This window comes from Allokutzneria sp. NRRL B-24872 (assembly GCF_002155965.1).
Lineage (GTDB): Bacteria > Actinomycetota > Actinomycetes > Mycobacteriales > Pseudonocardiaceae > Allokutzneria.
The window spans coordinates 53527-79539 of sequence record NZ_MUMH01000103.1 but is presented as its reverse complement, the minus strand read 5'-3'; the positions used below and the strand labels follow the sequence as shown (position 1 = coordinate 79539).

Annotated in this window: 28 protein-coding genes; 18 read left to right on the top strand and 10 right to left on the bottom strand. The window is 70.6% G+C overall.

Features of this window, described 5'->3' with window-relative positions:
- Positions 1-11: 11 nt before the first annotated feature.
- Both CCN37_RS25475 and CCN37_RS25470 read right to left on the bottom strand, forming a co-directional pair.
- Positions 12-647 (bottom strand): DUF3515 domain-containing protein, encoded by a 636-nt coding sequence (locus CCN37_RS25475; protein WP_246843290.1) that lies wholly within the window; start codon positions 645-647, stop codon positions 12-14.
- 76 nt (positions 648-723) lie between these two features.
- Complete coding sequence (locus tag CCN37_RS25470; protein WP_030430580.1) at positions 724-957, bottom strand: Lrp/AsnC ligand binding domain-containing protein; 234 nt, start codon at positions 955-957, stop codon at positions 724-726.
- Between the two features lie 97 nt (positions 958-1054).
- On the opposite strand from CCN37_RS25470, the gene CCN37_RS25465 reads away from it, so the two are divergent.
- Together CCN37_RS25465 and CCN37_RS25460 are read left to right on the top strand one after the other, a co-directional pair.
- On the top strand, positions 1055-2023 hold the full coding sequence (locus CCN37_RS25465; protein WP_168200851.1) for a thiamine-phosphate kinase: 969 nt from the start codon (positions 1055-1057) through the stop codon (positions 2021-2023).
- A gap of 57 nt (positions 2024-2080) precedes the next feature.
- Positions 2081-2569 (top strand): GNAT family N-acetyltransferase, encoded by a 489-nt coding sequence (locus tag CCN37_RS25460; protein WP_371504975.1) that lies wholly within the window; start codon positions 2081-2083, stop codon positions 2567-2569.
- 9 nt (positions 2570-2578) lie between these two features.
- On the opposite strand, the gene CCN37_RS25455 is transcribed toward CCN37_RS25460, so the two are convergent.
- Positions 2579-4690, bottom strand: coding sequence for a DUF4132 domain-containing protein (locus CCN37_RS25455; protein ID WP_143261800.1), 2112 nt, complete (start codon positions 4688-4690; stop codon positions 2579-2581).
- Positions 4691-4817: 127 nt separating this feature from the next.
- Here CCN37_RS25455 and CCN37_RS25450 point away from each other — a divergent pair, with 127 nt between their 5' ends.
- Genes CCN37_RS25450 through CCN37_RS25435 form a run of 4 tightly spaced genes read left to right on the top strand, consistent with a single transcriptional unit; the run spans position 4818 to position 8029 of the window.
- Entirely contained in the window at positions 4818-5339 is a 522-nt protein-coding gene (locus CCN37_RS25450; RefSeq protein WP_086825456.1) for a gamma carbonic anhydrase family protein, read from the top strand.
- A gap of 50 nt (positions 5340-5389) precedes the next feature.
- On the top strand, positions 5390-6151 hold the full coding sequence (locus tag CCN37_RS25445) for a hypothetical protein (protein WP_086825454.1): 762 nt from the start codon (positions 5390-5392) through the stop codon (positions 6149-6151).
- Between the two features lie 25 nt (positions 6152-6176).
- Complete coding sequence (locus CCN37_RS25440) at positions 6177-6851, top strand: uracil-DNA glycosylase (protein ID WP_086825452.1); 675 nt, start codon at positions 6177-6179, stop codon at positions 6849-6851.
- Positions 6836-8029: an MFS transporter gene (locus tag CCN37_RS25435; RefSeq protein WP_086825450.1), complete on the top strand. Its 1194-nt coding sequence runs from the start codon at positions 6836-6838 to the stop codon at positions 8027-8029. The genes CCN37_RS25440 and CCN37_RS25435 overlap by 16 nt, the downstream gene beginning before the upstream one ends.
- A 36-nt stretch (positions 8030-8065) precedes the next feature.
- Here the strand turns inward: CCN37_RS25435 and rpmB are convergent, their stop codons facing one another.
- Entirely contained in the window at positions 8066-8257 is a 192-nt protein-coding gene (rpmB, locus tag CCN37_RS25430; protein WP_086825447.1) for a 50S ribosomal protein L28, read from the bottom strand.
- 192 nt (positions 8258-8449) lie between these two features.
- On the opposite strand from rpmB, the gene CCN37_RS25425 reads away from it, so the two are divergent.
- Together CCN37_RS25425 and recG are read left to right on the top strand one after the other, a co-directional pair.
- On the top strand, positions 8450-10081 hold the full coding sequence (locus CCN37_RS25425; RefSeq protein WP_168200850.1) for a DAK2 domain-containing protein: 1632 nt from the start codon (positions 8450-8452) through the stop codon (positions 10079-10081).
- 33 nt (positions 10082-10114) lie between these two features.
- Positions 10115-12340: an ATP-dependent DNA helicase RecG gene (gene recG, locus CCN37_RS25420; RefSeq protein ID WP_086825513.1), complete on the top strand. Its 2226-nt coding sequence runs from the start codon at positions 10115-10117 to the stop codon at positions 12338-12340.
- A gap of 125 nt (positions 12341-12465) precedes the next feature.
- Here recG and CCN37_RS39185 read toward each other — a convergent pair whose 3' ends face one another.
- Entirely contained in the window at positions 12466-12750 is a 285-nt protein-coding gene (locus CCN37_RS39185) for a DUF6355 family natural product biosynthesis protein (RefSeq protein WP_143261799.1), read from the bottom strand.
- 389 nt (positions 12751-13139) lie between these two features.
- Positions 13140-13424: a DUF6355 family natural product biosynthesis protein gene (locus CCN37_RS25415; RefSeq protein WP_086825445.1), complete on the bottom strand. Its 285-nt coding sequence runs from the start codon at positions 13422-13424 to the stop codon at positions 13140-13142.
- Between the two features lie 174 nt (positions 13425-13598).
- Here CCN37_RS25415 and CCN37_RS41645 point away from each other — a divergent pair, with 174 nt between their 5' ends.
- Together CCN37_RS41645 and CCN37_RS41075 are read left to right on the top strand one after the other, a co-directional pair.
- Positions 13599-13808, top strand: coding sequence for a hypothetical protein (locus CCN37_RS41645; protein ID WP_086825443.1), 210 nt, complete (start codon positions 13599-13601; stop codon positions 13806-13808).
- Positions 13809-13811: 3 nt separating this feature from the next.
- Positions 13812-14411 carry a hypothetical protein gene (locus CCN37_RS41075; protein WP_246843289.1) on the top strand — a complete coding sequence of 200 codons (600 nt, stop codon included), beginning with the start codon at positions 13812-13814 and terminating at the stop codon, positions 14409-14411.
- On the opposite strand, the gene CCN37_RS25400 is transcribed toward CCN37_RS41075, so the two are convergent.
- Positions 14412-15464, bottom strand: coding sequence for a hypothetical protein (locus CCN37_RS25400; protein ID WP_086825441.1), 1053 nt, complete (start codon positions 15462-15464; stop codon positions 14412-14414).
- A gap of 209 nt (positions 15465-15673) precedes the next feature.
- Between CCN37_RS25400 and CCN37_RS25395 the strand changes: the two genes are divergently transcribed.
- Complete coding sequence (locus CCN37_RS25395; protein ID WP_086825438.1) at positions 15674-19051, top strand: pyruvate carboxylase; 3378 nt, start codon at positions 15674-15676, stop codon at positions 19049-19051.
- Positions 19052-19103: 52 nt separating this feature from the next.
- Positions 19104-19856, top strand: a complete 753-nt coding sequence (locus CCN37_RS25390; protein ID WP_086825436.1) for an arginase family protein — start codon at positions 19104-19106, stop codon at positions 19854-19856.
- Here CCN37_RS25390 and CCN37_RS25385 read toward each other — a convergent pair.
- Positions 19849-21201 (bottom strand): MFS transporter, encoded by a 1353-nt coding sequence (locus CCN37_RS25385; protein WP_086825434.1) that lies wholly within the window; start codon positions 21199-21201, stop codon positions 19849-19851. The genes CCN37_RS25390 and CCN37_RS25385 overlap by 8 nt on opposite strands.
- 175 nt (positions 21202-21376) lie before the next feature.
- Positions 21377-21931, bottom strand: a complete 555-nt coding sequence (gene rsmD, locus CCN37_RS25380) for a 16S rRNA (guanine(966)-N(2))-methyltransferase RsmD (RefSeq protein WP_086825431.1) — start codon at positions 21929-21931, stop codon at positions 21377-21379.
- 116 nt (positions 21932-22047) lie between these two features.
- Between rsmD and coaD the strand changes: the two genes are divergently transcribed.
- Complete coding sequence (gene coaD / locus CCN37_RS25375; protein WP_086825429.1) at positions 22048-22530, top strand: pantetheine-phosphate adenylyltransferase; 483 nt, start codon at positions 22048-22050, stop codon at positions 22528-22530.
- Here coaD and CCN37_RS25370 read toward each other — a convergent pair.
- Entirely contained in the window at positions 22527-23009 is a 483-nt protein-coding gene (locus CCN37_RS25370; RefSeq protein ID WP_086825427.1) for a GNAT family N-acetyltransferase, read from the bottom strand. The two genes, coaD and CCN37_RS25370, sit on opposite strands and share 4 nt — an antisense overlap.
- 46 nt (positions 23010-23055) lie before the next feature.
- Between CCN37_RS25370 and CCN37_RS25365 the strand changes: the two genes are divergently transcribed.
- The 5 genes from CCN37_RS25365 (at position 23056) to rnc (ending at position 25996) form a co-directional block, all read left to right on the top strand.
- Positions 23056-23481, top strand: a complete 426-nt coding sequence (locus CCN37_RS25365) for a ribonuclease domain-containing protein (RefSeq protein WP_086825425.1) — start codon at positions 23056-23058, stop codon at positions 23479-23481.
- Between the two features lie 96 nt (positions 23482-23577).
- Positions 23578-24345, top strand: coding sequence for an ATP synthase F0 subunit B (locus CCN37_RS25360; protein WP_086825424.1), 768 nt, complete (start codon positions 23578-23580; stop codon positions 24343-24345).
- 98 nt (positions 24346-24443) lie between these two features.
- A complete protein-coding gene (locus CCN37_RS25355) occupies positions 24444-25031 on the top strand; it encodes a DUF177 domain-containing protein (protein WP_086825422.1) in 588 nt (195 codons plus the stop codon).
- Between the two features lie 2 nt (positions 25032-25033).
- Positions 25034-25216 (top strand): 50S ribosomal protein L32, encoded by a 183-nt coding sequence (gene rpmF, locus CCN37_RS25350; protein WP_086825420.1) that lies wholly within the window; start codon positions 25034-25036, stop codon positions 25214-25216.
- A gap of 21 nt (positions 25217-25237) precedes the next feature.
- The gene (rnc, locus tag CCN37_RS25345; RefSeq protein ID WP_086825418.1) at positions 25238-25996 is read left to right on the top strand and encodes a ribonuclease III; all 759 of its coding nucleotides are present in this window, start codon (positions 25238-25240) and stop codon (positions 25994-25996) included.
- The last annotated feature ends 17 nt before the right edge of the window (positions 25997-26013 follow it).

Genomic DNA, 26013 nt, shown 5'->3' with positions numbered 1-26013 from the left:
AAACGGCGGTGTCAGCGAGTGGGCGTCGGCGGGATCGAGTGCGGCGGGCCCTGCCCCGGCGGGGTGCCGATCAGATCGGGTGAGCGCGGCGGCAGCGCCCTGCCGATCGTCGCGGAAACCTCTTGCAGCGGACCGGTTCCCGCGTCCTTGGGCACCGTGAGGACCACGTACACCGGGCGGTCCACCGCGACCCAGGTGCTCACGCCGGGCTCGGCGATCTCCAGCCAGGTGGCGCCGCCGACCACCAGCAGCGGGCTGGCCTGGTTCAGCTCCGACGGCCTGCCGAGGCCGCAGCGCAGCACCACCGGGTCGACCTGCGGGCTGCCCCAGGCGACGGTGGCCACGGGCGCGGGCTCGGCGAGCTGCCTGCGCGGCAGTTTCGCGGAGTTCGAGGTCAGTTCGGCGGGCAGGCCGTCGAGCACCGCGCGGCACTCCGGCGTGCTCGCCCCGGGCGCGGGCACCGGGGGCAGGGCCAGCGGGCCGGTGCGGCGCGCGGTGGTGATCTCTTCTTGCTGCTGGCCGGGATCGTCGGCGGGGCCGGAGAGAAGGCCGATGGCGCCGACCGCGGCGGCCAGCAGCAGCGGGAGCCCGACCGCCAGGATCACCAGCGGCCGGGGGAAGGCGTTGTCCGTGGACTCGTCGGGCACCCGGCTACTACAACACGAGAGGTGGCCGGGGCGGGTTCCGGGGGCGACGCCCGGAGACCGCTCCCGGCACGGGGTCCTAGAGGTGGACCACGGGGCAGGTCAGCGTGCGGGTGATGCCGTCGACGCCCTGGATGCTGGCCACCACGAGCTGGCCGAGCTGGTCCACCGTCTCCGCCTCCGAGCGCACGATCACGTCGTACGGACCGGTCACGTCCTCGGAGCTGATCACGCCGGGAATGGTGGCGATCTCGGCGGCGACCGCTGCTGCCTTGCCGACCTCGGTCTGGATCAGGATGTATGCCTGGACCACGGCGTGCCCCTTCGTCTTGATCTGTCTGCACGGGGTAGGAACGTGCACGAAAAGCTACCCCAGCCGGGGGTCGGGTCGCTCAGGGTCGGAGGTGGGTGTGCGTCCGGAACCGCCGCGTGACGCCGAGACCGTCGCGGGGCTCGGCGAGTTCGGGCTCATCCGCCGGGTGACGCAGAACCGCGCGCAGCCGCCGCCGACGCTGCTCGGGCCGGGCGATGACGCCGCGGTCGTGGCCGCGCCGGACGGCCGCGTGGTGGCCTCGACCGACGTCCTCGTCGAGGGCGTGCACTTCCGCCTGGACTGGTCGAACCCGGAGCATGTGGGGCGCAAGGCGGTCGCGGTCAACCTCGCCGACATCGTGGCGATGGGCGCCGTGCCGACCGGTGTCCTGGTCGGGCTGGCCTGTCCCGGGGACACCCGGGTGGAGCTCGCCGACGGGCTGTTCGCGGGCATGTGGCAGGAGGCCGCCAACGCCGGAATCGGTGTCGTGGGCGGGGACATGGTCACCTCGGACACGCTGGTGATCTCTGTCACGGCGCTCGGTGACCTGGAGGGCAGGGAGCCGGTGAAGCGCTCGGGAGCGCGGCCGGGCGACGTGCTCGCCTACGCCGGGCGGCTCGGCTGGGCCGCCGCCGGGCTCGCCGTGCTGGGCAGGGGATTCCGCTCCCCGGTGGCCGTCGTCGGTGCGCAGCGCGTGCCCGAACCGCCCTACGCCAGCGGCCCCGAGGCGGCGCGCGCGGGCGCGACCGCGATGCTCGACGTCTCCGACGGGCTGTTGGCCGACCTCGGCCACATGGCGCGCGCCTCCGAGGTGGCGATCAACGTCCGCACCGAGGGTTTCGAGGTGCACCAACGCCTTCTCGACGTCGCGTCCGCGCTCGGGGCCGACCCGCTGCACTGGATGCTCACCGGCGGCGAGGACCACGCCCTGGTCGCGGCCTTCCCCACGCCGGGGCAGGTGCCCGAGGACTGGCACCCCATCGGCTGGGTGGGCAAGGGCTCCGGCGTGACCGTGGACGGCAGGCCCTACGAGGGGCCGACCAACGGGTGGGAGCACTGGCGCTGAGTGGGAATGCGGGAAATTGCATTCCTATCCACGTGCCTGGTCGCTTAGGGTGCGGGCATGGTATTGCTCGACTTGGAGCTGCGGGTCGTGGCCTACGACCACCCCGACTCGGCAAAGCTGATCTCCGCCGTCCAGCAGGAGTACGTCCTCCGCTACGGCGATGAGGACGTCACCCCGGTCGACCCCGCCGAGTTCGCCCCGCCGCTGGGCCTGTTCGTCGTCGGCTACCTGGCCGGGGAGGCCGTGGTGTGCGGCGGGTGGCGCGCGCACGACAGCGACGACCCCGATTTCCAGGACGGCGATGCGGAGATCAAGCGCATGTACGTCGTGGACGAGGCTCGCGGCAAGGGACTCGCCAAGCGGATGCTCGCCGAGCTGGAGCGCTCCGCGCGCGAGGCAGGCCGACTCCGCATCGTGTTGGAGACCGGCACCAAGCAGCCGGAGGCGGTCGCGCTGTACGGCGCCAACGGTTACGTCCGCGTTCCCGGTTTCGGTGCCTACAAGGACGATCCGCTGAGCATCTGCTTCGGCAAGCCGATCATCTGATCCCGGCGGTCACCGCGGCGGCTCCGCGATGGCCGGGTCCGTGATCGTGGAGTCGTCCGCCAGCAGCAGTGCCTTGCCGAGGATCAGCCGCAGCACCGCGTCACCCTCGAACGGCAGCCACACGTCGTGGTCGATTCCCTTGACCTGCTTGGGGAGCACGCAGAGGTAGCGGTCGTCCGGCGCCACCGCCACGTTGCCCGAGCCGAAGTGGATTCGGTAGCGACGCAGGTCCCCGCGCACTTCGAGGAAGCGTTCCGTGACGGTGCACCGCCGCGCGACCGGGAGGCGGGGGAGGACGCGTCGCACGATCTCGCGCCGTGCCACCGCCGCGGTGGACAGCTCGCCGAATCCGTAGGCGTCCCAGTACCCGCGGTAGGAGCTGTCGACGCCGTCGTCCTGCCACACGGGATCGGCGCCGATGCTCGCGCTCTCGACGAACAGTTCGACATCGCGCATGACCTCGCTGAACACGCGCGGCGGGATGTGGTCGAGCGGGAGCGGTTCGGAGATGTCGTCGGTGACGTCGTCCCACGGCGCGTAGTCCGCTCCCGCCGCGCTGGCGGTGTTCTCCGGCGCGTACAGCGGGTAGAAGCGGACGTGCTCGGTGTCGACGTACTGGTAGCCCTCGGACTCCCTCGGCTCGACGTCGAAGGCGTCACCGATGCCTTCCACCCACAGTTCGGCGCGCAGCCCCCACTCCGGCAGCTCGCGCACGGTCGGCAGGCAGTCCACGTCCATTGTGGACCGTGGTTGGTTCAGCCAGCCCCGTGTCGTGGCGATGGCGTGGAACCGCTGCTGTTCAAGGATGTGCGCGGTGAAGCGCGGGGAGAACAGCTCCGTCTGCCGCTCCGTCTCGGAGAGTTCGTAGACCTCGCGGTGCGCCTGCTTGAACGGCTGCACGATGCGTTGTTCGGCGAGCAGCGCGCGCCATTCGAGGACTTCGTCGGCTTCGTGGTCGATCGGGTGCCACAGCGCGACGTCGTCCTTGGGGCGCACGGGCACCGGTTGCCCGTCCAGTCCGCGCAGACCGCCCTCGTAGTACACGCACGCGTGCACACCGACGATCCAGATCAGCCTGCGCGCGATCGTGCCGACGAGCGGGTGGTCGAGGTACCGCTCCCGCCACTGCTCGAAGTGCCAGACGCGGTGCTCCGCGAACAGTCGCTCCAACCGCGTCTTCTGCTCGGTGAGCGTCGTGTCGACGTCCTTGACGAACACGCGCAGCTCGCGGAGTTCGTCCGCGTGCTCAGCGCGCACGGACGCGGGAACGGACTTGGTCGCCATGCCGTCGTGGTCGCGCCACCGCATGCGCACACCAGACGGTTCCACGGTCAGCTCCACCTGTGCGTCACCGATCGAGCGGCCGCCGCTGCCCATCGCGGTGAAGTCGAAGCGGGGGACCGCGATCTCGTCGATCTCGCCCCTGCTGACGCCCAGCACGTCCGCCTTCACCGCGAGCACCCTGTCCAGCATCCGCAGCGTCGGCTTGTGGCTGACCCGGTTCGCCAACCGCGCGATCTCGGCCAGCGCGGGTTCACCGTCCACAGTGGAGAGAACCTGCACCGCGGCGCTCGCCACCCGCGCCCGGCGCGGGCGCCCGCCGAGCGCGCTCTCGACCACCGCGCCGAGCAGACGCGGGTCCGCCGCCCGTTCGTCGGCGACCGCCCGCAGCCACAGCAGACCGCGCAGCGCGCTGTCGTTGTGCTCCGTGCGCCCGTCGGCGGAACCGGGTGGCGCGGTAGCGAAGGTGCTGAGCCAGTGGTCGGTCCTGGCGGTCACCTCGTCGGCGCCGAGCGCGTCCAGCAGCTCCCGCGCCCGCGTGCGCCACGTCCGCGCGGGACGCGAGGCCACCAGCGCGAGCGCGTGCCGCAGCAGGTCCTCCCAGTGGCGCGCGTGCTCCGGCGGCAGTGCGGCGACCTCGGCGATCGCCTGGTCCGCCCAGGTCTCACCGGGGACGAGCACCGGAGCCCGCCGCACCACGGCGCGGGCGAACCCGTGCGGCGTGGCCAGCCGGCCGCGCGCGTAGCCGAGCAGCCGCCCCGGCAGCGCGCCGAGCCGAGCCAGCACGGCGCCCAGCCACACCCCCGGGCGGACCGGTCCCTCCTGGAGTCGTGCCAACACGTGTTTCACCGCCTCCTGCGCGTGGGTGGACCGTGCTGACGTCGTCATCGCTGGTGAACCCAGTTCGTCAGCACGGACCCGACGGTAGACAGGGGGTCTGACACTGAGCGCCCGGATACTGTGCGACATGGCCATTTACGCTCTCGGCGAGCTCGTACCGGACATCCACCCCGATGCCTACGTGCACCCCGAGGCCACGGTGATCGGCAACGTCGTGCTCCGCGCGCACGCGTCGGTGTGGCCGCAGGCGGTGCTGCGCGGCGACTACGGGCGGATCGAGGTCGGTGAGCGCACGAGCGTGCAGGACGGCACCGTGGTGCACTGCACGCCGATCCACCCGGTCCTGATCGGCGTGGAGTGCGTCGTCGGCCACAACGTGCACATCGAGGGCGCGATCATCGGTGACCGCTGCCTGATCGGCTCCGGCTCCGTCGTGCTCAACGGCGCGGAGGTCGGCGCGGGCGCCGTCGTCGGGGCGGGCGCGGTGGTGTCCTTCGGCGGGCAGGTGCCCAGCCGCCGCATGGCGCTCGGGGTCCCCGCGCGCGTCAGGGAGGGCTTCGAGGTCGCCGAGGACCACGTGGACCTCCCGGTCGCCATGTACGTGGCCAACATCGACGAGTACCGCACCAAGCTCCGGAGGTTGGACTGATCCACCAGTCGCTGCTCGAGGCCGTCCTCGAAGAGAACGACAAGCTGCCGGTGGAGGGCAGCGACCGGTTCGTCGTCGGTCGACCCGCCGAGGTCGCGCTGGCCGCGGAGGGGATCGTCGCCGTCCGCGCGGGTCGGTTGGACGAGGCCGTCGCCCTGCTCGCACGCGTCGACTACCAACTCCTGGAGCTTCGCGACCCCGTGCACGGAGATTTCCTAGTGGTGCGCGAAACGGCTGCTTATAAGCGTTGCTGGGGCACCTACTACCTCCGCGCGGGGGCGTATCGCAACGTGGTCGTCGAAGTGCCTCATCCACGCCACGACAGGTACACGCCTGATTTCGGCGTGGAGGCTCTCCACCGCTGCGAAGCTTCAGTGCTGCTCGTCGCGGGAACGCACCGCTACGCGAACGGACGGCCACGCGAGGGTTGGGAGCCACCGTCGGACATGGCGCGCAATCCGCGCAGCCTCTTCCAGGCCGTGCACGAGCGGTTGAGCACCGCGAGCACGGATGTGTTGCAGTACCACGGTTTCGTCGAGGACGGCTATCCCGACGTCGTGCTCAGCAACGGCAGTGCGAGACCGCACGAACGGCTCCACCGCGTCGCGGAACGCATGCGCGCGGTCGGTGTTCGCGCCGAGGTGTTCGACGGCGGGAACTGGCCTTCCGTTGGTGCCACGAAGAATCCGCAGGCCAGGTACACCAGGAGGATCGGCGGGCGGTTCTACCACATGGAGCACCAGCCGGGGGTTCGCGACGACCTCGCGCTGCGGACCGCGATGGTCGAGGCGGTAGCGGCGGAACTCGGGTGAACGCGGCCCGCTATCGTCACCGCCCGTGGCTGGACGACCGTTGAACGAGATCATGGATGCCGGTTGGGCGAAGGCCCTCGCACCGGTCGAGGACCGCATCACCGCGATGGGCGAGTTCCTGCGCGCGGAGATCACCGCGGGGCGAGAGTACCTGCCGTCGGGGGAGAACGTGCTGCGGGCGTTCCAACAGCCCTTCGACGAGGTGCGGGTGCTCATCGTCGGCCAGGACCCCTACCCCACGCCGGGGCACGCGGTCGGGCTCAGCTTCTCCGTCGCCCCCGGCGTGCGCCCACCGGCCAGCTTGATCAACATCTTCAAGGAGTACCAGCAGGACCTCGGCCTGCCGCTGCCGACCAGCGGTGACCTGTCGCCGTGGGTGGACCAGGGCGTGCTGCTGCTCAACAGGGCGCTGACCGTGGAGCCGCGCAAGCCCGCCGCGCACCGGGGCAAGGGCTGGGAGGAGATCACCGAGCAGGCCATCAAGGCGCTCGCCGAGCGCGACAAGCCGATGGTGGCGATCCTGTGGGGCCGCGACGCGCGCAACCTCGCTCCCACCATGCCGAACGTGCCGTGCGTCGAGTCCGCGCACCCGAGCCCGATGTCGGCGAGCAACGGCTTCTTCGGCTCGCGCCCCTTCAGCAGGGCCAACAAGCTCCTCGAAGACCAGGGCGCCGCTCCGGTCGAGTGGAAGCTCCCTTAGCGTCCAGCAGCAGGCGCGATCTGCTGCTGGTGGTGAGCGGGGTCGGCGTGTCGGTCCTCGGGACCTGGCTGACCACGCTCACCCTGCTGCTCTCGCTCTCCGAGCACGGGCCCTTCGCGGTCGCCCTCGTGCTCGCGGCGGAGCTGGTGCCGGTGGCCTTCGGCGCGCCCGTCGTCGGTCTGCTGGTGGACCGGCTGCCCAACCGCAAGCTGCTGATCGGAGCGCAGCTGGTCCAGGCAGCCGCCGTGGCCGCGCTGATCCCCGCGCTCGGCAACGTGCCGCTCTCGGTGCTCATCGCGTTCTGCTACGGCTTCGGCACCGCGGTGACCAAGCCCGCTGCGAACGCGTTGCTGCCCAAGATCACCGGTGTGGGCAACGAGACCAGGGGCTACGCGGCGTGGGGGACCGCGTCGACGATCGGGATGCTGCTCGGCTCCGCGCTCGGCGGAGTGCTGATCACCGAGGCCGGGCCCACGGTTGCGCTGCTCGTCGACGTCGCGACCCTGTTCTTCCAAGCGGTGCTGCTGATGTTCGTCCGCGCCGAACGAGATCCACGGCTGAGCCCCCAGCGGCGGGAGCGCGGAGCCGCCGCGGCTGGCCTGCGTCACCTCCGCGCCGACGCGGTGCTCGTCGCCGTCACTTCGGGCGGCGCGGTCGTGCTGTTGGCCGCGGTGCTCGTGAACGTCGTCCAGGTCTTCTACGCCACGGACGTTCTCCTGGCCGGGGGAGTGGTTCTCGGCGTGCTGACCGCGTGCTGGGGCGCGGGAAAGCTGCTGGCCAACCGGATTGCCGCGCGGTTGACCGGAGAACGGGCTCTGCTGCGGATGCTCGGCGCGGGCGGCGGGCTGCTGGGCTCCGCGCTCGTCGTGGCGGGCGCCCTGCCGCACGTCGTGGTGGCGTGCCTGATGTGGGCGGTCATCGGTGCCGCCAACGGTTTCCAGAGCCTCAGCGTCCAGGCGCTCACCGCGCTGAGGTCTCCCGACGAGCTGCGCGGGCGGGTCTTCGCGGCCGTGAGCGCGGTCATGACCACGGCCAACCTGCTCGGCACGGTGGCCGGCGCCGGGGTGGTCGCCGCGCTCGGACCGAGGTGGACCCTGGTCGGCGGCGGAGTCCTCGCTCTGGTGGCAGCGGTGCTCACCCACCGCGTCGCGACACGCCGAACGGCCCGGGTGGACTGAGTCCGACCCGGGCCGTTGGAGCAGTTCAGGGGTGCGTCAGCCGCGAACGACCTTGCCGGCCTTCAGGCACGAGGTGCACACGTTGAGCCGCTTGCGCTGCGAGATACCGATCTTCGCGCGCACGGTCTGGATGTTCGGGTTCCACCTGCGGTTCGTCCTCCGGTGGGAGTGCGAGACCGACATGCCGAAGCCCGGCCCCTTGTTGCAGACGTCGCACACGGCAGCCATGTCGGGCGCTCCTTCAACCATTGTCATGCGATGAGAACGTCAAGACCCAGGTGTTGAGTCTCAAGACGCTTGCCCAAAGAGTTGGACAGCCCGCACAGGTTATCCCGAGTCGGTCCGAGCATCCAAACCGCCCCCGTCGGTACGCTCCGGTGCTGGTGATCGCCGACCACGTTTCGACTGGCTGACGCGGGGATGGTGCGGGTGCTGGGAGTGCTGGACGCCGCTGCGGTGCGCCGATGGGCCGTGACCTGCGTGGACGCCCTGGAGGCGAGTCGCGAGGAGATCGACCGGATCAACGTCTACCCGGTCGCGGACGGCGATACCGGGACGAACCTGCTGCACACGATGCGCGCTGCGCTCGAAGCGCTGGTCAGGGCCGATGTGATGGACGCGGGTGCTGCCGTCGCCGCGCTGGCCAGGGGGGCGCTCGCGGGGGCGCGGGGCAACTCCGGCGTGATCCTGTCGCAGGTGCTGCGCGGGCTGGCCGAGGAGTGGGCGGGCGCGGAGACCGCGGGCGGCGAGGGCATCAAGAGAGCCCTGATCAGGGCGGACGCGCTGGCAACGGCCGCAGTGGCTGATCCTGCCCCCGGCACGATCCTGACGGTGCTGCACGCCGCGGCGGGCGCAGTGCGCGAGTGCGACGGTGACGACTTGGCCGAGGTCGTGATGACGCTCTCGAAGGCAGCGGCCGACGCGCTCGCGGAGACCCCCAGGCAGCTCTCCGCGCTCGCCAAGGCGGGCGTGGTGGACGCAGGTGGGCGTGGCCTCGTGCTGCTGCTGGACGCGCTGGCCGAGGTCGTCACGGGTGACCGCGTGGAGCGCCCCGCCATTCCGCATCGCGTGGCGCGCCTGGCCGAAGACCTGCACGCGGAACGCGAGGGCGGCTCCTCGGAGTTCGAGTACGAGGTCATGTACCTGCTCGACAGCAGTGACGACCGCCGCACCAGCACTCTGCGCGCGGAGCTGGCCGCACTGGGGGACTGCGTGTCCGTTGTGTCGGACGGCACACCAGACGGCGCGGGGTTGTGGACGGTGCACGTGCACTGCAACGACGTCGGCGCGGCGATGGAAGCCGGTGTGGAGGCGGGCCGCCCGCATCGGATCACGGTGGTGCGCTTCGCCGATCAGATCGAGGCGACGCCGAAGCGCTTCGTGCGCGAGCGCGCGGTAGTGGCCATTGTGGACGGAGAAGGCATCGCGGAGCTCTTCCGCGGCGAAGGTGCCGTAGTGGTGACAGTGCCGCCCGCGCAGCCGTTGGACACCGCGGACCTCCTCGCGGCCGTTAGTGGCAGCCGTGCCGCGCACGTGGTGCTACTACCCAACTCGACGCACTTCAACGTCGTAGTGGACGAGGCGTGCGCACAAGCGACACAAGCAGGACAGGACGTCGTCGCGGTTCCTACGGCCTCAGCGGTGCAAGGGCTCGCCGCGCTGGCCGTGCACGATCCGGCGCGCAGGGCGGGCGATGACGTCGTGGCGATGGCAGAGGCCGCGGCGGCGACGCGGCGCGGAGAGCTGCTGATCGCCCAGCGCGAGGCGTTGACGTGGGTCGGCCGCTGCCAGCCCGGCGACGTGCTCGGCATGGTGGACGGGGAGGTCGTGCTGATCGAACCCGCCTCCGCCGTGACCGCCGCCGCCTGCCGCTTGGCCGACCGGATGCTCGCGGCGGGCGGTGAGCTGGTGACCGCCGTGCTGGGCGCGGGAGCCCCGGACGGCGTGGCCGAGGCGCTGGCCGAACACCTCCGGCACACCAGGCCCGAGGTCGAGCTGGCCGCCTACCCCGGAGGGCAGCCCGACGCGGTGCTGCTGCTGGGCGTGGAGTAGGGACTGTCAGAGGGACGCGGTTGAATGGTGTCGATGGTTTCCTGGGACGACAAACTGGACCGGTTGCTGGGCGCGAAGTCCGGCAACGCGCTGGAGTCCGCGCTCGGACTGATCACCGTCGGCGACCTGCTGCGGCACTACCCGCGGCGCTACGCCGAGCGGGGTGAGCTGACGCGCATCGCCGACCTGGAGCTCGGCGAGCACGTGTCGATCATGGCCGAGGTCCGCTCGTGCACGACCAGGAACATGGCGAGCAGGCCCGGCACGATCACCGAGGCGATCATCACCGACGGCCGTGCGCAGCTGAGCCTCACGTTCTTCAAGCAGAAGTACCTCCAGACCAAGCTCCTGCCGGGCACCACGGGCATGTTCTCCGGCAAGGTCTCGCGGTACAAGGACAAGCTCCAGCTGACCCATCCCGACTACAAGCTGGTCGGCGACGAGGAGGACGGGGCGGCGCTGCAGGAGTTCGCCAGCGGGCTGATCCCGATCTACCCGGCGACCAAGGAACTGCAGACCTGGACCATCGCGAACTGTGTGCGGCAGATCCTGGACCAGTGGGACGGCGTGGCCGACCCGGTGCCGGAGGAGATGCTGGCCGAGGCGGAGCTGTCCGGGCTCTCGGAGGCCCTGCGCCGCATCCACCAGCCCAACAGCTGGGCCGAGGTCACCCTCGCCCGGAACCGGTTGAAGTGGGACGAAGCCCTTGCGCTGCAACTGGTCTTCGCCCAGCGCAGGCACTCCGCGATCAGTCGCCCCGCCCCGGTCTGCCCGCTCAAGGACGGCGGCGTCGCGGCGGCCTTCGACGAGGTGCTGCCGTTCACGCTGACCGACGGGCAGCGCGAGGTCGGCGAGCTGATCTCGGCCGACATGTCCACCGACCACCCGATGAACCTGCTGTTGCAGGGCGAGGTCGGCTCCGGCAAGACGCTGGTGGCGCTGCGCGCGATGCTCCAGGCCGTCGACGCGGGCCGCCAAGCCGCGATGCTGGCGCCGACCGAGGTCCTCGCCGGGCAGCACGCGCGGTCGCTGCGCGAGATGCTGGGCGAGCTCGCGCGGGACGGAGAGCTGGGCGCACCGGAGGTCGCGACCAGGATCACGCTGCTGACCGGGGCCATGGGCGCCAAGGAGCGCAAGCAGGCGCTGCTGGACGCGGCGTCCGGAGCCGCCGGGATCGTGATCGGCACGCACGCGCTGATCCAGGACCGCGTGAGCTTCGCCGACCTCGGCCTGGTGGTCGTCGACGAGCAGCACCGCTTCGGCGTCGAGCAGCGCGACGCGTTGCGCACGCGCGCGGCGGGCGGCGGCAGCCCGCACATCCTCGTGATGACCGCGACCCCGATCCCGCGCACCGTGGCGATGACCGTCTACGGCGATCTGAAGGTGGCCGCACTGCGCGAGCTGCCGAAGGGGCGCTCGCCGATCTCCACCTCCGTCGTGCCGGTCGCGGAGAAGCCCGCGTGGCTGGACCGCGTGTGGCAGCGCATTCGCGAGGAGGTCGCCAAGGGCCACCAGGCGTACGTCGTCTGCCCGCGCATCGGCGAGGTCGAGGGCGAGGAGGACGAGGCGCCGCCGAAGAAGAAGTCCAAGAGCGCCAAGGACTCCAAGGAGCCGAAGGAGCCCAAGGGCGGCGAGAGCGACCGCCGCCCGCCGGTCGCGGTGATGGACGTGGCGCCCGGGCTGGCACGAGGACCGCTGCGCGGGCTCAGGATCGGTGCGCTGCACGGAAAGCTGCCCACCGACGAGAAGGACGCCGTGATGCGGGCCTTCGGCGACGGCGAGCTGGACGTGCTGGTCGCGACCACCGTCGTCGAGGTCGGCGTGAACGTGCCCAACGCCACGGTGATGGTGATCATGGACGCGGACCGGTTCGGCGTGAGCCAGCTGCACCAGCTGCGCGGACGCGTCGGCCGGGGCAGCGCGGCCGGGCTGTGCCTGCTGGTCAGCGAGATCCCGGCGAACACCTCGACCCGACAGCGCCTGGAAGCCGTCGCGGCGACCACCGACGGTTTCGAGCTGGCCCGCCTCGACCTGGAGCTGCGCCGTGAGGGCGACATCCTCGGGTCGGCGCAGTCGGGCACGCGGTCGGCGCTGAAGATGCTGTCACTGCTGCAGGACGAGGACGTGATCGAGGCTGCCCGGGTGGCCGCCGACGACGTCGTGACGGCCGATCCCGAGCTGCTGAGCCACCCCGGGCTCGCCGGAATGGTCTCCGATCTCATCCACGAGGAGCACGCGGAGTTCCTGGAGAAGACCTGACTCGCTGTCTCCGGGGCAGCACGCCCGGCCGGTGTACCCCGGGCTCGCCGGAATGGTGTCCGACCTCATTCACTAGGAGTATGCGGATTTCCAGGAGAAGTCCTGATCCTCCGCTGTGTCGGAAATCAGCACAGTTTGTGGTCGTACCAGGCGTTCTGGATGTCCGAGAGACTGCCGAGGGGAGTCCGGCCTGGGCCGACGCACTGCACCACGTCCGCGCCGGTGATGTAGTCCAGGCGAACCCAGATCCAGCTGTTGTCGTTCGTGCAGTGATTGTACCAAGCGCGGCCGGTTTCCGGGTAGAAGCCGCACGGGTGGCCAGCCGTGGTCGCTTGCGGGTTCGCGGCGGCTGCCGGTGCCAGTGTCGTGAGTGCTAAAGCAATTGCTGCAATGACGGGGACGAGTCTCATATCGCGCTCCTTGCGTTCGGGGGGCGTTGCAAGATCAGCGGAGGCGGTCGACCGAGAACTGTCGCCAGGGCGGAGTACGTCGCTCCGCGTCGGCATTCGTGGTCTGTCGTGGACAATGACAGACGGCGGTGAGCGCGATTGTCAATGCGCTTCAGTGACAAACTTGTGTCGCGGCTGAAGGGGTAGGAGCCAGGGGGGACCGTTGTGGTGCGCCCGGACCAGCCGGGCATGAGGACGTGATCGAGGCGCTCGGGTGGCCGCCGACGAGGTCGTGACGGCCGATCCGAGCTGGTGAGTCACCCCGGGCTCGCCGGAATGGTCTCCGACTTCATCCATGAGGAACACGCGGAGTTCCTTGTAGAAAGCCTAAGCCTCCGCTGCGCCGGAAATTAGCAGGTCAGGCCGATGGCCCAAGCGTTCTGGATTCTCGAGACCGCGCCGAGGAAGGTCTCGCCCGGCCCGACGCACAGCACCTGTCCATCTTCGGTCCTGTAGTCCACGACGATCTTGATCCAGCTGCCGCTGCTCGTGCAGTGGTTGTACCAGGCGCTGTCGCCCTCTTCGAAGTAGCCGCAGGGTGAATAGGCCGTCGTAGCCTGTGAGTTCGCGAAGGCTGTCGGTGCCAGTGTTGTGAGCGCCAAGGCGGTTGCTGCGATGACGGGGGCGATTCTCATGTTTCACCTTTGGTCGGTGCTTGTGGTCGGTCGTGGACACTGAAGAAGGTGGTAAGTGAGATTGTCAATGAGCTTCAAAGGTAAGCTGGTCACGTTCTTGTCTCGCTCGAAAACGGCAGGCGTCGAGGTGGGGCGCTGTGGTGCGATGCGAACCGACCCTTCCGGTGGGATCTGGTGCGCCCGGACCAGCTCGGCACGTTACTGGACGGAACGGAGCCGCCGGACCTGTGGTTCCTGGACGAGCTGATCGACTGCGCGGCGAAGGTGCTGGCGCGCAGCGCGAACGGGGAGATCTACTTCGTCGGCCGCTCGGCGGACAGCGTTTTCGACTTTCTCAGCGGAGCGCTCGCGGGCACGGACTGGGCGCGACGACTGCACCAGTAGCCGGTGTCACTGAGCGCGATCAATGCCTGGATGGGGTTCCTCGACCAGCGGGAGACGGAACGTCTGCGCACCAACATGGCGGCCTTGGGGCTGACACCGCATCGCCTCGCTCGCGGAGGGCGGCCAGCGGTGTTCGTGGATATCGTGAGCAGTGGTGGAACGTACGAGCGCCTGTACGAGGAACTGCGTCGCTGGATCTCCGACGAGCGCGAGACCTGGGACGTCATCAGGCGCAAACTCCGCTTTCTCGGCCTCACCTGCCGGAAGAGGACGAGCCCGAACACCTTTCGCTGGCAGCAGCACGCTGAATGGGCCGAGGAAATCCCGGCGAGCGCGATCGGAAACGTCTCACTGGAAGCCGGTGTCTACAGCTACTTCGCTGACCGTCAGACAAAACTGACGCGCTCGTTCGCGCGATGGTCGTGGGCCGACCCGAGTGTGGCGGCCCCCGACCACGGCCAGCGGACCCGGCAAGCCCTCGCGGAGGCCGTCGCGGTCGCCGAAGCCGGTCGAACCAACCGCGACCGCCTGGTCAGAGCCATCGCCGCCGAACCCGCCTTCGCCGAGCCGTGGCTGCGCTCGGCGGTCAACCAGCTCCGCTGACTACTCGCAGCGAGGGCTGGCGGGGCCGCCGAGCACCTGGGCCGGGCCCCACGTCCCGCCGGGCGCGGTCTGCGCGCGGAAGGTGATCGACTCACCGGCCGGGGCCAGGGTGAACAAGCCCAGTCGTCCGTCCACAGTGGACGTGACGGTGGGCGAGCACACGGCGCTGGCGCCGGCGAAGGTCTCCCACGGGCCCCAACCGCTCGCGGTTTCCTTGCGGTGCTGGAGGCTGCTGGCGTCCCGGCCGACCACGAACACCTCCAGCCGACCGTCGGCGTTGCGCCCGACGGAGGGCCGTCCGGTCACGGGCTCGGAGAACTCCGCCCAACCGTCGCGCAGTTCGTGCACGCGCTGATCGGCGGTCACGAACACGACGACACCGCTGGGCGTCGACGCGGCGACGGGGGAGTGCGCGTCGGTCGGCCCGCCGAGCGGGGTCCACTGACTCCACCCCGACGACGTCTGCGTCCGCCCGAGAAGCTGACCGGAAACGGTGGTGAACACCCGCAGCTGACCGTCGCCACCCCGCGCGACGGCGGGCAGCCCGGAGCCTTCGCCGAAGTCCTCCCACGGACCCCAGCCGGAGCCGGAGCGCGCTCGGTGCAGCAGCTTCGACCCGCCCGTGGCCACCGCGAACAGGTCAGTGCCACCCTCGGCGACCACCGGAGCGGAGGCCGCGGCGCCGAAGTCCTCCCACGGGCCCCACGAGCCGTCGTCGCGCTGAGCGCGGTGGCGGATGTGCTCGCCGGCCCTGCTGTCCCTGCGGTCGAGCGCGAACACCTCCAGCAGCCCCGACGCGGCGCGAACCACGGTCGGAGCGCCCTCGGTCGGCTCGCCGAACGGCTCCCACGGACCCCACTCGCCACCGGGCAGCTGCCGTCGGTGGTGCAGCGCGGCGTTGGGTGGGGCGGGCGCGAACACCTCCAGCAGGCCGTCCTTGCCGGTGGCGACGGCGGGACTGGTCGCGGCGGCGTAGAGCGGATAACCCGCCTGAGCCGGGATTCCGACCAGTCCGAGGACCAGGCTTACCGACAGAGCCAGCGCGAATCGCATCTCATCTCCCGCGAGTAGGACCGCAGAAGGGGGTAGCCGCGCGCGTGGGCGGCGAAACCAGTGACCGGAAGCACAGCCGCCTGGCAGTCGCGAATGACTGGGGAATCGATCAGGATGGGGTCCGTCACCTGGGACGACCCTCCCGTACAGCGGGAGACGACGATACGGTGCCACGACCGACCCCGAGGCACGATCCGTGAGGAGCCGGCATGTTCGCGAAGGTCCTCGTCGCCAACCGAGGAGAGATCGCCATCCGGGCGTTCCGCGCAGCCTACGAACTGGGCGCGGGAACGGTCGCGGTGTTCCCGCACGAGGACCGGAACTCGCTGCACCGGCTCAAGGCGGACGAGTCCTACGAGATCGGCGACCCCGGCCACCCCGTCCGCGCGTACCTCTCCGTCGCCGAGGTGATCAAGGCGGCGCGCAAGGCGGGCGCCGACGCGATCTACCCCGGGTACGGCTTCCTGTCGGAGAACCCGGAGCTGTCCCAGTCCTGCAAGGACGCGGGCATCACCTTCGTCGGCCCCAGCGCCGAGGTGCTGGAGCTGACCGGCAACAAGGCCCGGGCCATCGCCGCCGCGCGCGAAGCGGGCCTTCCGGTGCTGGAGTCCTCCGCGCCCTCCGCTGACGTGGACGCGCTGCTGGCCGCGGCGGAGAACATCCGCTTCCCGGTCTTCGTCAAGGCCGTCGCCGGTGGTGGCGGGCGCGGTATGCGCCGCGTCGAGGAGCCGGGCGCGCTGCGCGAGGCACTGGAAGCCGCGATGCGCGAGGCCGAGTCCGCCTTCGGTGACGCCACGGTCTTCCTGGAGCAGGCGGTCGTCGAGCCCCGGCACATCGAGGTGCAGATCCTGGCCGACGCCAAGGGCAACGTGATCCACCTCTTCGAGCGCGACTGCTCGGTGCAGCGGCGCCACCAGAAGGTCATCGAGATCGCCCCGGCGCCCAACCTCGACCCGAAGCTGCGCGACCGGATCTGCGCGGACGCGGTGTCCTTCGCCAAGCACATCGGCTACGTCAACGCGGGCACGGTGGAGTTCCTCGTCGACCGCCAGGGCAACCACGTCTTCATCGAGATGAACCCGCGCATCCAGGTCGAGCACACGGTGACCGAGGAGGTCACCGACGTCGACCTGGTGCAGTCGCAGATGCGGATCGCCGCCGGTGCGACGCTGCCCGAGCTGGAGCTGACGCAGGACAACGTCCGCCTGCGCGGAGCCGCGTTGCAGTGCCGCATCACCACCGAGGACCCGGCCAACGGCTTCCGCCCGGACACCGGGCGCATCACCGCCTACCGCTCGCCGGGCGGCGCGGGCATCCGGCTCGACGGCGGCACCGCGCACGCGGGCGCCGGCATCAGCGCGCACTTCGACTCGATGCTGGTGAAGCTGACCTGTCGCGGCCGTGACTTCGCCGGAGCCGTCCGCCGCGCCCGTCGCGCGATCGCCGAGTTCCGCATCCGCGGTGTCTCCACGAACATCCCGTTCATCCAGGCGGTGCTCGACGACAACGAGTTCCTGGACGGCAAGGTCACCACCGCGTTCATCGAGCAGCGCCCGCACCTGCTGACCGCGCGGCACTCCGCCGACCGCGGCACCAGGCTGCTGACCTACCTCGCCGACGTGACGGTGAACAAGCCCAACGGCTCCCGTCCGTCCACTGTGGACCCGGTGCAGAAGCTGCCCGCGGTCAACCTGTTGGACGTCCCGCCGTCGGGCTCGCGGCACAAGCTCGTCGAGCTCGGCCCCGAAGGCTTCGCCGCGTGGCTGCGCTCGGCCCCGGCGGTCGGCGTCACCGACACCACCTTCCGCGACGCGCACCAGTCGCTGCTGGCCACGCGCGTGCGCACCAAGGACCTGCTGGCCGTGGCGCCGCACGTGGCGCGCTCCACGCCGGAGCTGCTGTCGCTGGAGTGCTGGGGCGGCGCGACCTACGACGTGGCGCTGCGCTTCCTCGCCGAGGACCCGTGGGAGCGCCTGGCCGCGCTGCGCGAGGCCGTGCCCAACATCTGCCTCCAGATGCTGCTGCGCGGTCGCAACACCGTGGGCTACACGCCGTACCCGGAAGCGGTGACGCGCGGCTTCGTCGAAGAGGCCACCGCGACCGGCATCGACATCTTCCGGATCTTCGACGCGCTCAACGACGTCGAGCAGATGCGCCCGGCCATCGAGGCCGTGCGCGACACCGGATCGGCCGTCGCCGAGGTGGCGCTCTGCTACACCGCCGACCTCTCCGACCCGGGCGAGCAGCTCTACACCCTCGACTACTACCTGCGCCTCGCCGAGCAGATCGTCCGCGCGGGCGCGCATGTCCTCGCGATCAAGGACATGGCCGGACTGCTCCGCCCACCGGCCGCCGCGACCCTGGTCAAGGCGCTGCGCTCGGAGTTCGACCTGCCGGTGCACCTGCACACCCACGACACCGCGGGCGGCCAGCTGGCCACCTACCTCGCCGCGATCCAGGCGGGCGTGGACGCGGTGGACGGTGCGACGGCCTCCATGGCGGGCACCACCTCGCAGCCGTCGCTGTCGGCGATCGTCGCCGCGACCGACCACACCGAGCGCGCCACCGGCCTCGACCTCCAGGCCGTCTGCGACCTTGAGCCGTATTGGGAGGCGGTGCGCCGGATCTACGCGCCGTTCGAGTCGGGCCTGGCTTCGCCGACCGGCCGCGTCTACCACCACGAGATCCCCGGCGGGCAGCTGTCCAACCTGCGCCAGCAGGCGATCGCGCTCGGCCTCGGCGACCGGTTCGAGGAGATCGAGTCCACCTACGCCGCGGCCGACCGCATGCTCGGGCGCCTGGTGAAGGTGACCCCGTCGTCCAAGGTGGTCGGGGACCTGGCGCTGCACATGGTCGGCGCGGGCGTCGAGCCCGGCGACTTCGAGGCGAACCCGGGCAGCTTCGACATCCCGGACTCGGTGGTCGGCTTCCTGCACGGCGAGCTGGGCAACCCGCCCGGCGGCTGGCCGGAGCCCTTCCGCAGCCGCGCCCTCGCGGGGCGCGGTGCCCAGCGCAAGATGGTCGAGCTGACCGACGACGACCGCCGCGGCCTGGAGACCGACCGCCGCAAGACGCTCAACCGGCTGCTGTTCCCCGCGCCCGCCAAGGAGTTCACCGCGCACCGCGAGGCGTACGGCGACACCAGTGTGCTGCGCAGCAAGGACTTCTTCTACGGTCTGCGCCCCGGCGAGGAGTACTCGGTCGACCTGGAGCAGGGCGTTCGGCTGCTCATCGGGCTCGAAGCCATCGGTGAGGCCGACGACCGCGGCATGCGCACGGTGATGGCCACGCTCAACGGGCAGCTGCGGCCGATCTCCGTCCGCGACCGCTCGGTGGCCGCTGACATCCCGGCCGCCGAGAAGGCCGACCGCGCCAACCCCGACCACGTGCCCGCGCCGTTCGCCGGTGTGGTCACCCTCGCGGTGGCCGAGGGCGAGGAGGTCGAGGCCGGTCAGACGGTGGCCACGATCGAGGCCATGAAGATGGAGGCCGCGATCACCGCGCCGAAGGCGGGCCAGGTCAAGCGGCTGGCCATCGGCAAGGTCCAGCAGGTCGAGGGCGGCGACCTGATCATCGAACTGACCTGAGCGCGCCGAAATGTGCGTGTGCGCGGACACCGCGCACACGCATACTCCGGCGATGCGCATCCACTCGGTACCCCAGTTCCAGGGAGCCCTGGTCGAAGCCCGCTCCGGCCTGCCGTCCGGCTGCCGCGCGCTCGCCCGTCTTGCCGGGCGGGTGCTCGGCGCCGAGGTGACCGAGGTTCCTGTCAGCGCCGACACCTCGCCGACGATCGGCGGCATCGCCAACCTCGACGTGCTGCTGGAGCACCAGGAGGCCCAGCGCGCCGCACTGTCCGCACAGTCCGAAGCGGAGGGTCCGGTGCTGACGATCGGCGGGGACTGCTCCGTCGACCTGGTGCCCGTGCGACGCCTCGGCGACGACGTGGCGGTGCTCTGGTTCGACGCGCACGCCGACCTCAACACCCCGGAGTCCTCGCCGTCCGGCGCTTTCCACGGCATGGTCCTGCGCTCTGCGATGGGGGAGCGCGAAGTCGTCCTCGTTGGCGCGCGCAGCATCGACGACGGTGAACGGCCGTTGATCGGTGAGGACAAGCAGGTGCGTCTGGCCGAGTGCGGGGAAGTGGCTCCGCGCAACCACGAGGTCTACCTGCACATCGACCTCGACGTGTTGTCGCCCGATGAGTTCAACGGCATGACCTACCCGGAGCCCGGCGGGTTGAGCGTCGGCGAGCTGGCTGATCAGGTCCGGCGGTTGAGTCCTCAGTGGACGGTCGTGGGCGCCGCGATCACCGAGTGCGTCACCTCCGACGACGCCGAGCTGGCCAAGCTCGTGCCGCTGTTGGAGGCGTTGGGCGAGGTGCTCAAGTAGGCCAGCGCGGGTGCACGCGGTCGATCGCGAACTCGTGCGCGTGCACCCAACCGCCTCCGTGCGCCACCGCGCCCAGCAGGTGCGGGTCGTCGGGGTCCAGGTTGTCGTGCACGTGCTCCACAGTGGACGGATCGTGCGCGGGCCACACGCGTGCGGCGAACAGCACTCCGCCCGCGGCGATCATTGCCAGCAGCAGCAACGTGATCGGCATTCCCGCCCATGCGCCGAGCAGCCCCGCGAGCAGGTAGGTCACCAGCCAACCGCCGTGCGACACCGTGAACTGCGCGGCGAACAACCTCGGCCAGCCACCCGGCTCCGCCGAGCGCCGCACCAGCCGACCGATCGGTGTCTGCACCGCCGCGCCCGCCAGCCCCAAGGCGGCCCACGCGAGGAGAACTCCAGCCCACGACAGCGGCAGGAACGCGCTCACCGCAAGCACGAACACCAGCACGCCCGCCCCGCCGAGCATCACGTGGCGCTCGCCGATCCTCGTCAGCACGCGAGGCAGCGACACCGCCGCCACGATCGAGCCCGCGCCGTACGCGCCGAGCGCCAACGCCACGGCCGAATCGCTCAGCCCGAAGTTCTCGCGCACCACCACGACGGTGTTCACCAGCACCATCGATCCGGCCGCCGCGGCCGCGAGGTTGAGCCCGACCAGCGCTCGCAGGCGGGGTGTGGCCAGGTACACGCGCATCCCGCCAATGGATCTGTCCGCGGACTCGACCGGCTTGGGCAGCACCACGCTCAGCACGAGCAGGGCCGACGCCGCGAAGCCGACCGCCGTCCCCACGAAGAGCTGGCCCGCCCCGACCACCGTGAGCAACGCGGCGGCCAGCACCGGGCTCAACAGGCTCTCCAGCTCATATGCCAAGCGCGACAACGACAGCGCGCGCGTGTAGTCGTCCTCGTCGGGGAGCACCGTGGGGATCGTCGCCTGGAACGTCGGCGTGAACGACGCCGAGGCCGCTTGCAGCACAACGATCAGCGCGTACACCTGCCAGACCTCGGTGACGAACGGCAGGGCCAGCGCGACCGCCGCGCGCACCACGTCCATCGCCACCAGGAACCCCCGCCGCGGCAGCCGTTCCGCGAGCGCCGTGGCCAGTGGGGCGAAGAACACGTAGGCCACCATCTTGATCGCCAGCGCGACGCCGAGGACCAGCCCCGCCTCACCTCCGGCGAGCCGGTGCGCCAGCAGCCCGAGCGCCACCGTCGCCAACCCCGACCCCACGAGCGCGACCACCTGGGCGACGAACAGCCGCCGGTAGGTTCGATTCCCGAACACGCCCACAGCCGCAACATACGTCGCGAAACCCGTTGCGACGACAGTGCAACTGCCCATCCCTCGCAACAACGCCCACCACCCTCCACAGTGGACACCCCTACCGCGCTCAACGGACTGAATGAGTCATTGAGTGCGTTCAACCACCTGAATGACTCGTTCAGCCCGCCCAACCACCTGAATGACTCGTTCAGTCCGTTCAACGGAACAAACGCGGCATTGGCGGCGAGCGGGGTCAGGCGTGTTCGGCCCAGTGGAGGGCGGTGTCGCCGTAGCGGCGCGTGCGCAGGGGGACCAGCGGCGAGGGCCACGCGGGGTCGCCGGTCCGCACGGCGCGCTCCACCACGACGACGGTGCCGGGCTCGGTCCACCCCGACTCGACGAGCACGGTGAGCGTGCGGTGCAGCGCCTCGTTGCTCAGGTCGTAGGGCGGGTCGGCGAAGACGACGTCGTACGGACGGACAGCACCCGTCGACAGCACCGTGTCGGCCGAGCCGGTCCGCACGTCGGCGCCCGGCAGTGCGAGGTCGGCGGCGTTGCGGCGGAGCACTTCGCCCGCGCGCCGGTCGGACTCCACGAAGGTCGCGGCCACCGCTCCACGGGACAGGGACTCGAAACCGAGCGCGCCCGAACCCGCGTAGATGTCGAGCACCCGCGCGCCGTCCAGCTCCACCAGGGTTTCGAGCGCGCTGAAGAGCGCTTCCCGCACCCGGTCCGAGGTCGGTCGTGTCCCCTTGGGCGGCACCGCGAGCCGGCGTCCGCCAGCGGTCCCGGCAACGATTCGCGTCACCTGGCAATACTCCCACCGGCACCGGTGCTCCGTTCGGCCGGTGATGCCGGGTGACACTTCCCACTCGCCGCGACCGAGCTGTGGCGCCATACCTGAATGCTGTTACGGTCCCGCCCATGAGGCGTGCCGTTTACCCCGGCTCCTATGACCCAGTGACCAACGGGCACTTGGACATCATCGAGCGGGCGGCCGGTCTGTTCGACGAGGTCGTCGTCGCTGTGATGATCAACAAGAGCAAGCGCAGCCTGTTCACCGTCGAGGAGCGCATGGAGATGCTCCGCGACGTCACGCCGCACCTGCCCAACGTGCGCATCGACTCCTGGTACGGCCTGCTGGTGGACTACTGCAAGGCCAACGAGGTCCAGGCGATCGTCAAGGGCCTGCGCGCGGTCAGCGACTTCGAGTACGAGCTGCAGATGGCGCAGATGAACCAGCGCCTCTCCGGCATCGACACGATGTTCATCGCCACCAACCCGGTCTACAGCTTCCTGTCCAGCTCGCTGGTCAAGGACGTGGCCACCTACGGCGGCGACGTCTCGCACCTGCTGCCGCCCGCGGTCGACCAGCGCCTCGCCGACCGCTTGGCCGAGACCCGCTAGAGCGCGAGCTTCATGCCGACGTGGCTCGGCGCGAAGCCGAGCCGTTCGTAGAACCGGCGCGCGCCGTCCCGCGTCGCGTCGGTGGTCAGCTGCACCAGAGCGCACTCCCGTTCCCGCGCGCGCTCGATCGCCCAGCGGATCATCGCTTCGCCGAGACCCGAACCCCGCTGGTCGACCCGCACCCGAACGGCCTCGATCTGACAGCGGGAAATTCCCTTGCGGGACAGGCCGGGAATGAAGCTCAGCTGCATCGTCGCGATCACCTCGCCCGCTTTCTCCGCCACCGCCAGGAGCTGGTTCGGATCGGCGTCGATCGCGGCGAACGCGCGCTGGTAGACCGGGTCGCCGGGGTTCTCCCGCGTGGCACCGAGGGAATCGTCGGCGAGCATGCCCACGATCGCGTCCACGTCGGTTGAAACCGCCCGGCGAAAAGTCCCTACTTCCGTCTGCACGTCGTTCTCCCGCCTTCGAAAGTTCATATCAACGCCTGTGGACGATCATGCGCCGTAGTTACGTTCCCGAACCATGAAGCCGATCACAGCACGCGTTGCGCAGACCCTGCTCGCGGCCGTCCTGGTGGCAGTGGGTGCCCTGATCCCGGCCGTCGCTTCCGCCGCCCCCTCAGCGCTCAGCGCCGCGGCCCAACCGGCCTGTGGTGACACCGCCTCCTACACCAAGAAGAACCTCTCGGAGCTGCCCCGCGAGGCGACCGACACGGTCAACCTCATCAAGAAGGGCGGTCCGTACCCGTACCCGCAGGACGGGACCACCTTCGGCAACCGCGAGAACCTGCTGCCGAAGTGCGCCGCCGACTACTACAAGGAGTTCACCGTCAAGACGCCCGGCATCGGCCACCGCGGTGCCAAGCGGATCGTGACCGGCTCCGCGTCGGAGTTCTTCTACACCGCCGATCACTACAAGAGCTTCGTGCTCGTCAACGTCAACGCCTGAATCACTGCCTGACACGCGTGGTGAGATCCCGCCGTCCAACGCACCGACACGGCAGACTGGAACCTGGACAGTCGACTGCGGGGCGAGGGGTGGCACGTGTACCGGGTCTTCGAGGCGCTCGACGAGCTCGTCACGATCGTCGAGGAGGCGCGCGGCGTTCCCATGACCTCCGGGTGCGTGGTGCCGCGAGGTGACGTCCTGGAACTGCTCGACGAGATCCGGGACGCGATCCCGGGCGAGCTCGACGACGCCCAGGACGTGCTCGACCACCGCGACGAGGTCGTCAACAAGGCCGCGCAGCAGGCAGAGCACAGCATCAGCAGTTCCCGCGCCGAGGCGGAGCAGACGGTCACCGAGGCCCGCGAGGAGGCCGACCGTCTGCTCGCCGAGGCCAGGGCGCGGTCCGAGCGCATGGTCGCCGACGCCGAGGCCGAGGCCGAGCGGATCGCCGCGGCGGCCCGGCACGAGTACGAGGACGCCGTCGGCAGGGCGGAGTCCGAGGCGGAGCGGATGATCCAGGCCGGCCGCGCCTCCTACGAGCGCTCCGTCGACGAGGGCCGCGCCGAGCAGGCGCGCATGGTCGACCAGACCGAGGTGGTGCGCGCCGCGCACGGCGAGTCGGCCCGGGTGGTCGACGCCGCGAACCAGGAAGCCGGGCGGCTGCGCTCGGAGTGCGACGCCTACGTGGACAGCAAGCTCGGCGAGTTCGAGGACCTGCTCGGCCGCACCCTGCGCACGGTCGGCAAGGGCCGTGCCCAGCTGCGCGGTCGCGGCGGTCCGAGCCACAGCCACGACACCGTCTTCGACTACCAGGACGAGGAACCGGTCGGTCCTCGCTCCGCCCGCCCCCGCGGCGCGTACTGAGCCGGTCGGCGAGGGGAACGGATTTCGTTCTCCGAGGTGGCGTCCCGTACCCTTGCCGAGTTGGCCGCCAACCGACCACGGCCGCACACACCACACACATGTCTGAGCGCAGCAAGACCACGCACCGTACGCCGACCGGCCCCTGGATCATCGACACCCGGGACCTGGGACGGCGGCCCGGCAGCAGCCGTGGTTACCAGCGGACCTTCGAGGCCACCAGCGACTTCGGCATGGTCGAGGTCCTCGGTATCCCCAAGGGCGCCGAGGTCGAGTTCGACGTGCTGCTGGAGTCCGTGGTCGAGGGCGTCCTGGTCACCGGTACCGTCTCCGGGCCGACGGTGGGGGAGTGCTCCCGCTGCCTCGACCCGCTCAGCGGTGAGGTCGAGGTCCGGGTCACCGAGCTGTTCGCCTATCCGGACAGCGCCACCGAGGCCAGCACCGACGAGGACGAGGTCAGCAGGCTCGTCGACGACCTGCTCGACCTGGAGCCGGTCGCCCGCGACACCATCGTGCTGACCCTGCCCGCCGCTCCGCTGTGCGACCCGGACTGCCCGGGTCTGTGCGTGGAGTGCGGGGAGAAGCTGGCCGATCTCGGCCCGAACCACGGGCATGAGAAGATTGACCCTCGCTGGGCCGCGTTGCAAGGGCGGTTCGGCGAGGCTGGAAACAACTCAGAGGAGAACTAGTCGTGGCCGTCCCCAAGCGCAGGATGTCGCGGTCCAACACCCGCTCGCGCCGCTCCCAGTGGAAGGCCAGCGCCCCGAACCTGGCGACCTGTTCCAACCGCGCCTGCCGCGCCCCCAAGCTGATGCACGTGGCCTGCCCGCAGTGTGGTCAGTACGACGGCCGCCAGGTCGTCACCCCCGCCTGAACCAGACGGGGAGACTAGATCGTGGGGAGCAGACCGTCGCGGGGTCCCGCGCCTGATCGCGCTCCGCTGCTCGAAGCACTCGGTGTCGGACTCGGCATCGAGCTGCTCACGTTGGCACTGACGCACCGGTCCTACGCCTACGAGAACGGCGGTCTTCCGCCGAACGAGAGGCTGGAGTTCCTCGGTGACTCGGTGCTCAGCGTGGTGATCACCGATCACCTGTACCGGGCGCACCCGGACCTTCCCGAGGGGCAGCTCGCCAAGCTGCGCGCCAGCGTGGTCAACATGCACGCGCTGGCCGGAGTGGCGCGCACCCTCGGTCCGGGTGGGCTCGGCGCGCACCTGCTGCTGGGCAAGGGCGAGGAGCTCACCGGCGGCAGGGACAAGCCGAGCATCCTGGCCGACGGCCTGGAAGCGGTGATCGGCGCGGTGTACCTCGAGCACGGCATCGAGACCTCGCACGTCCTCGTGCACCGCCTCTTCGACGGACTGCTCGAGGAGGCGCCCCGGCGCGGTGCCGGCCTGGACTGGAAGACCAGCCTCCAGGAGCTCACCGCGGCCGCCGGGCTCGGTGTCCCGGAGTACCGGGTGTCCGAGGAGGGGCCGGACCACCGCAAGGAGTTCACCGCCACCGTCATCGTCGGTGGCAACCCGCAGGGCACCGGCGACGGCCGCACGAAGAAGGAAGCCGAGCAGAAGGCCGCTGAGGCCGCCTGGCGCGTGCTCTCCGAACAGGTCCGGCTCGCCGCCGAGGGTGAGGCGGACGACGCCGCCTCCTGATCGTGGAGGAGGATGGG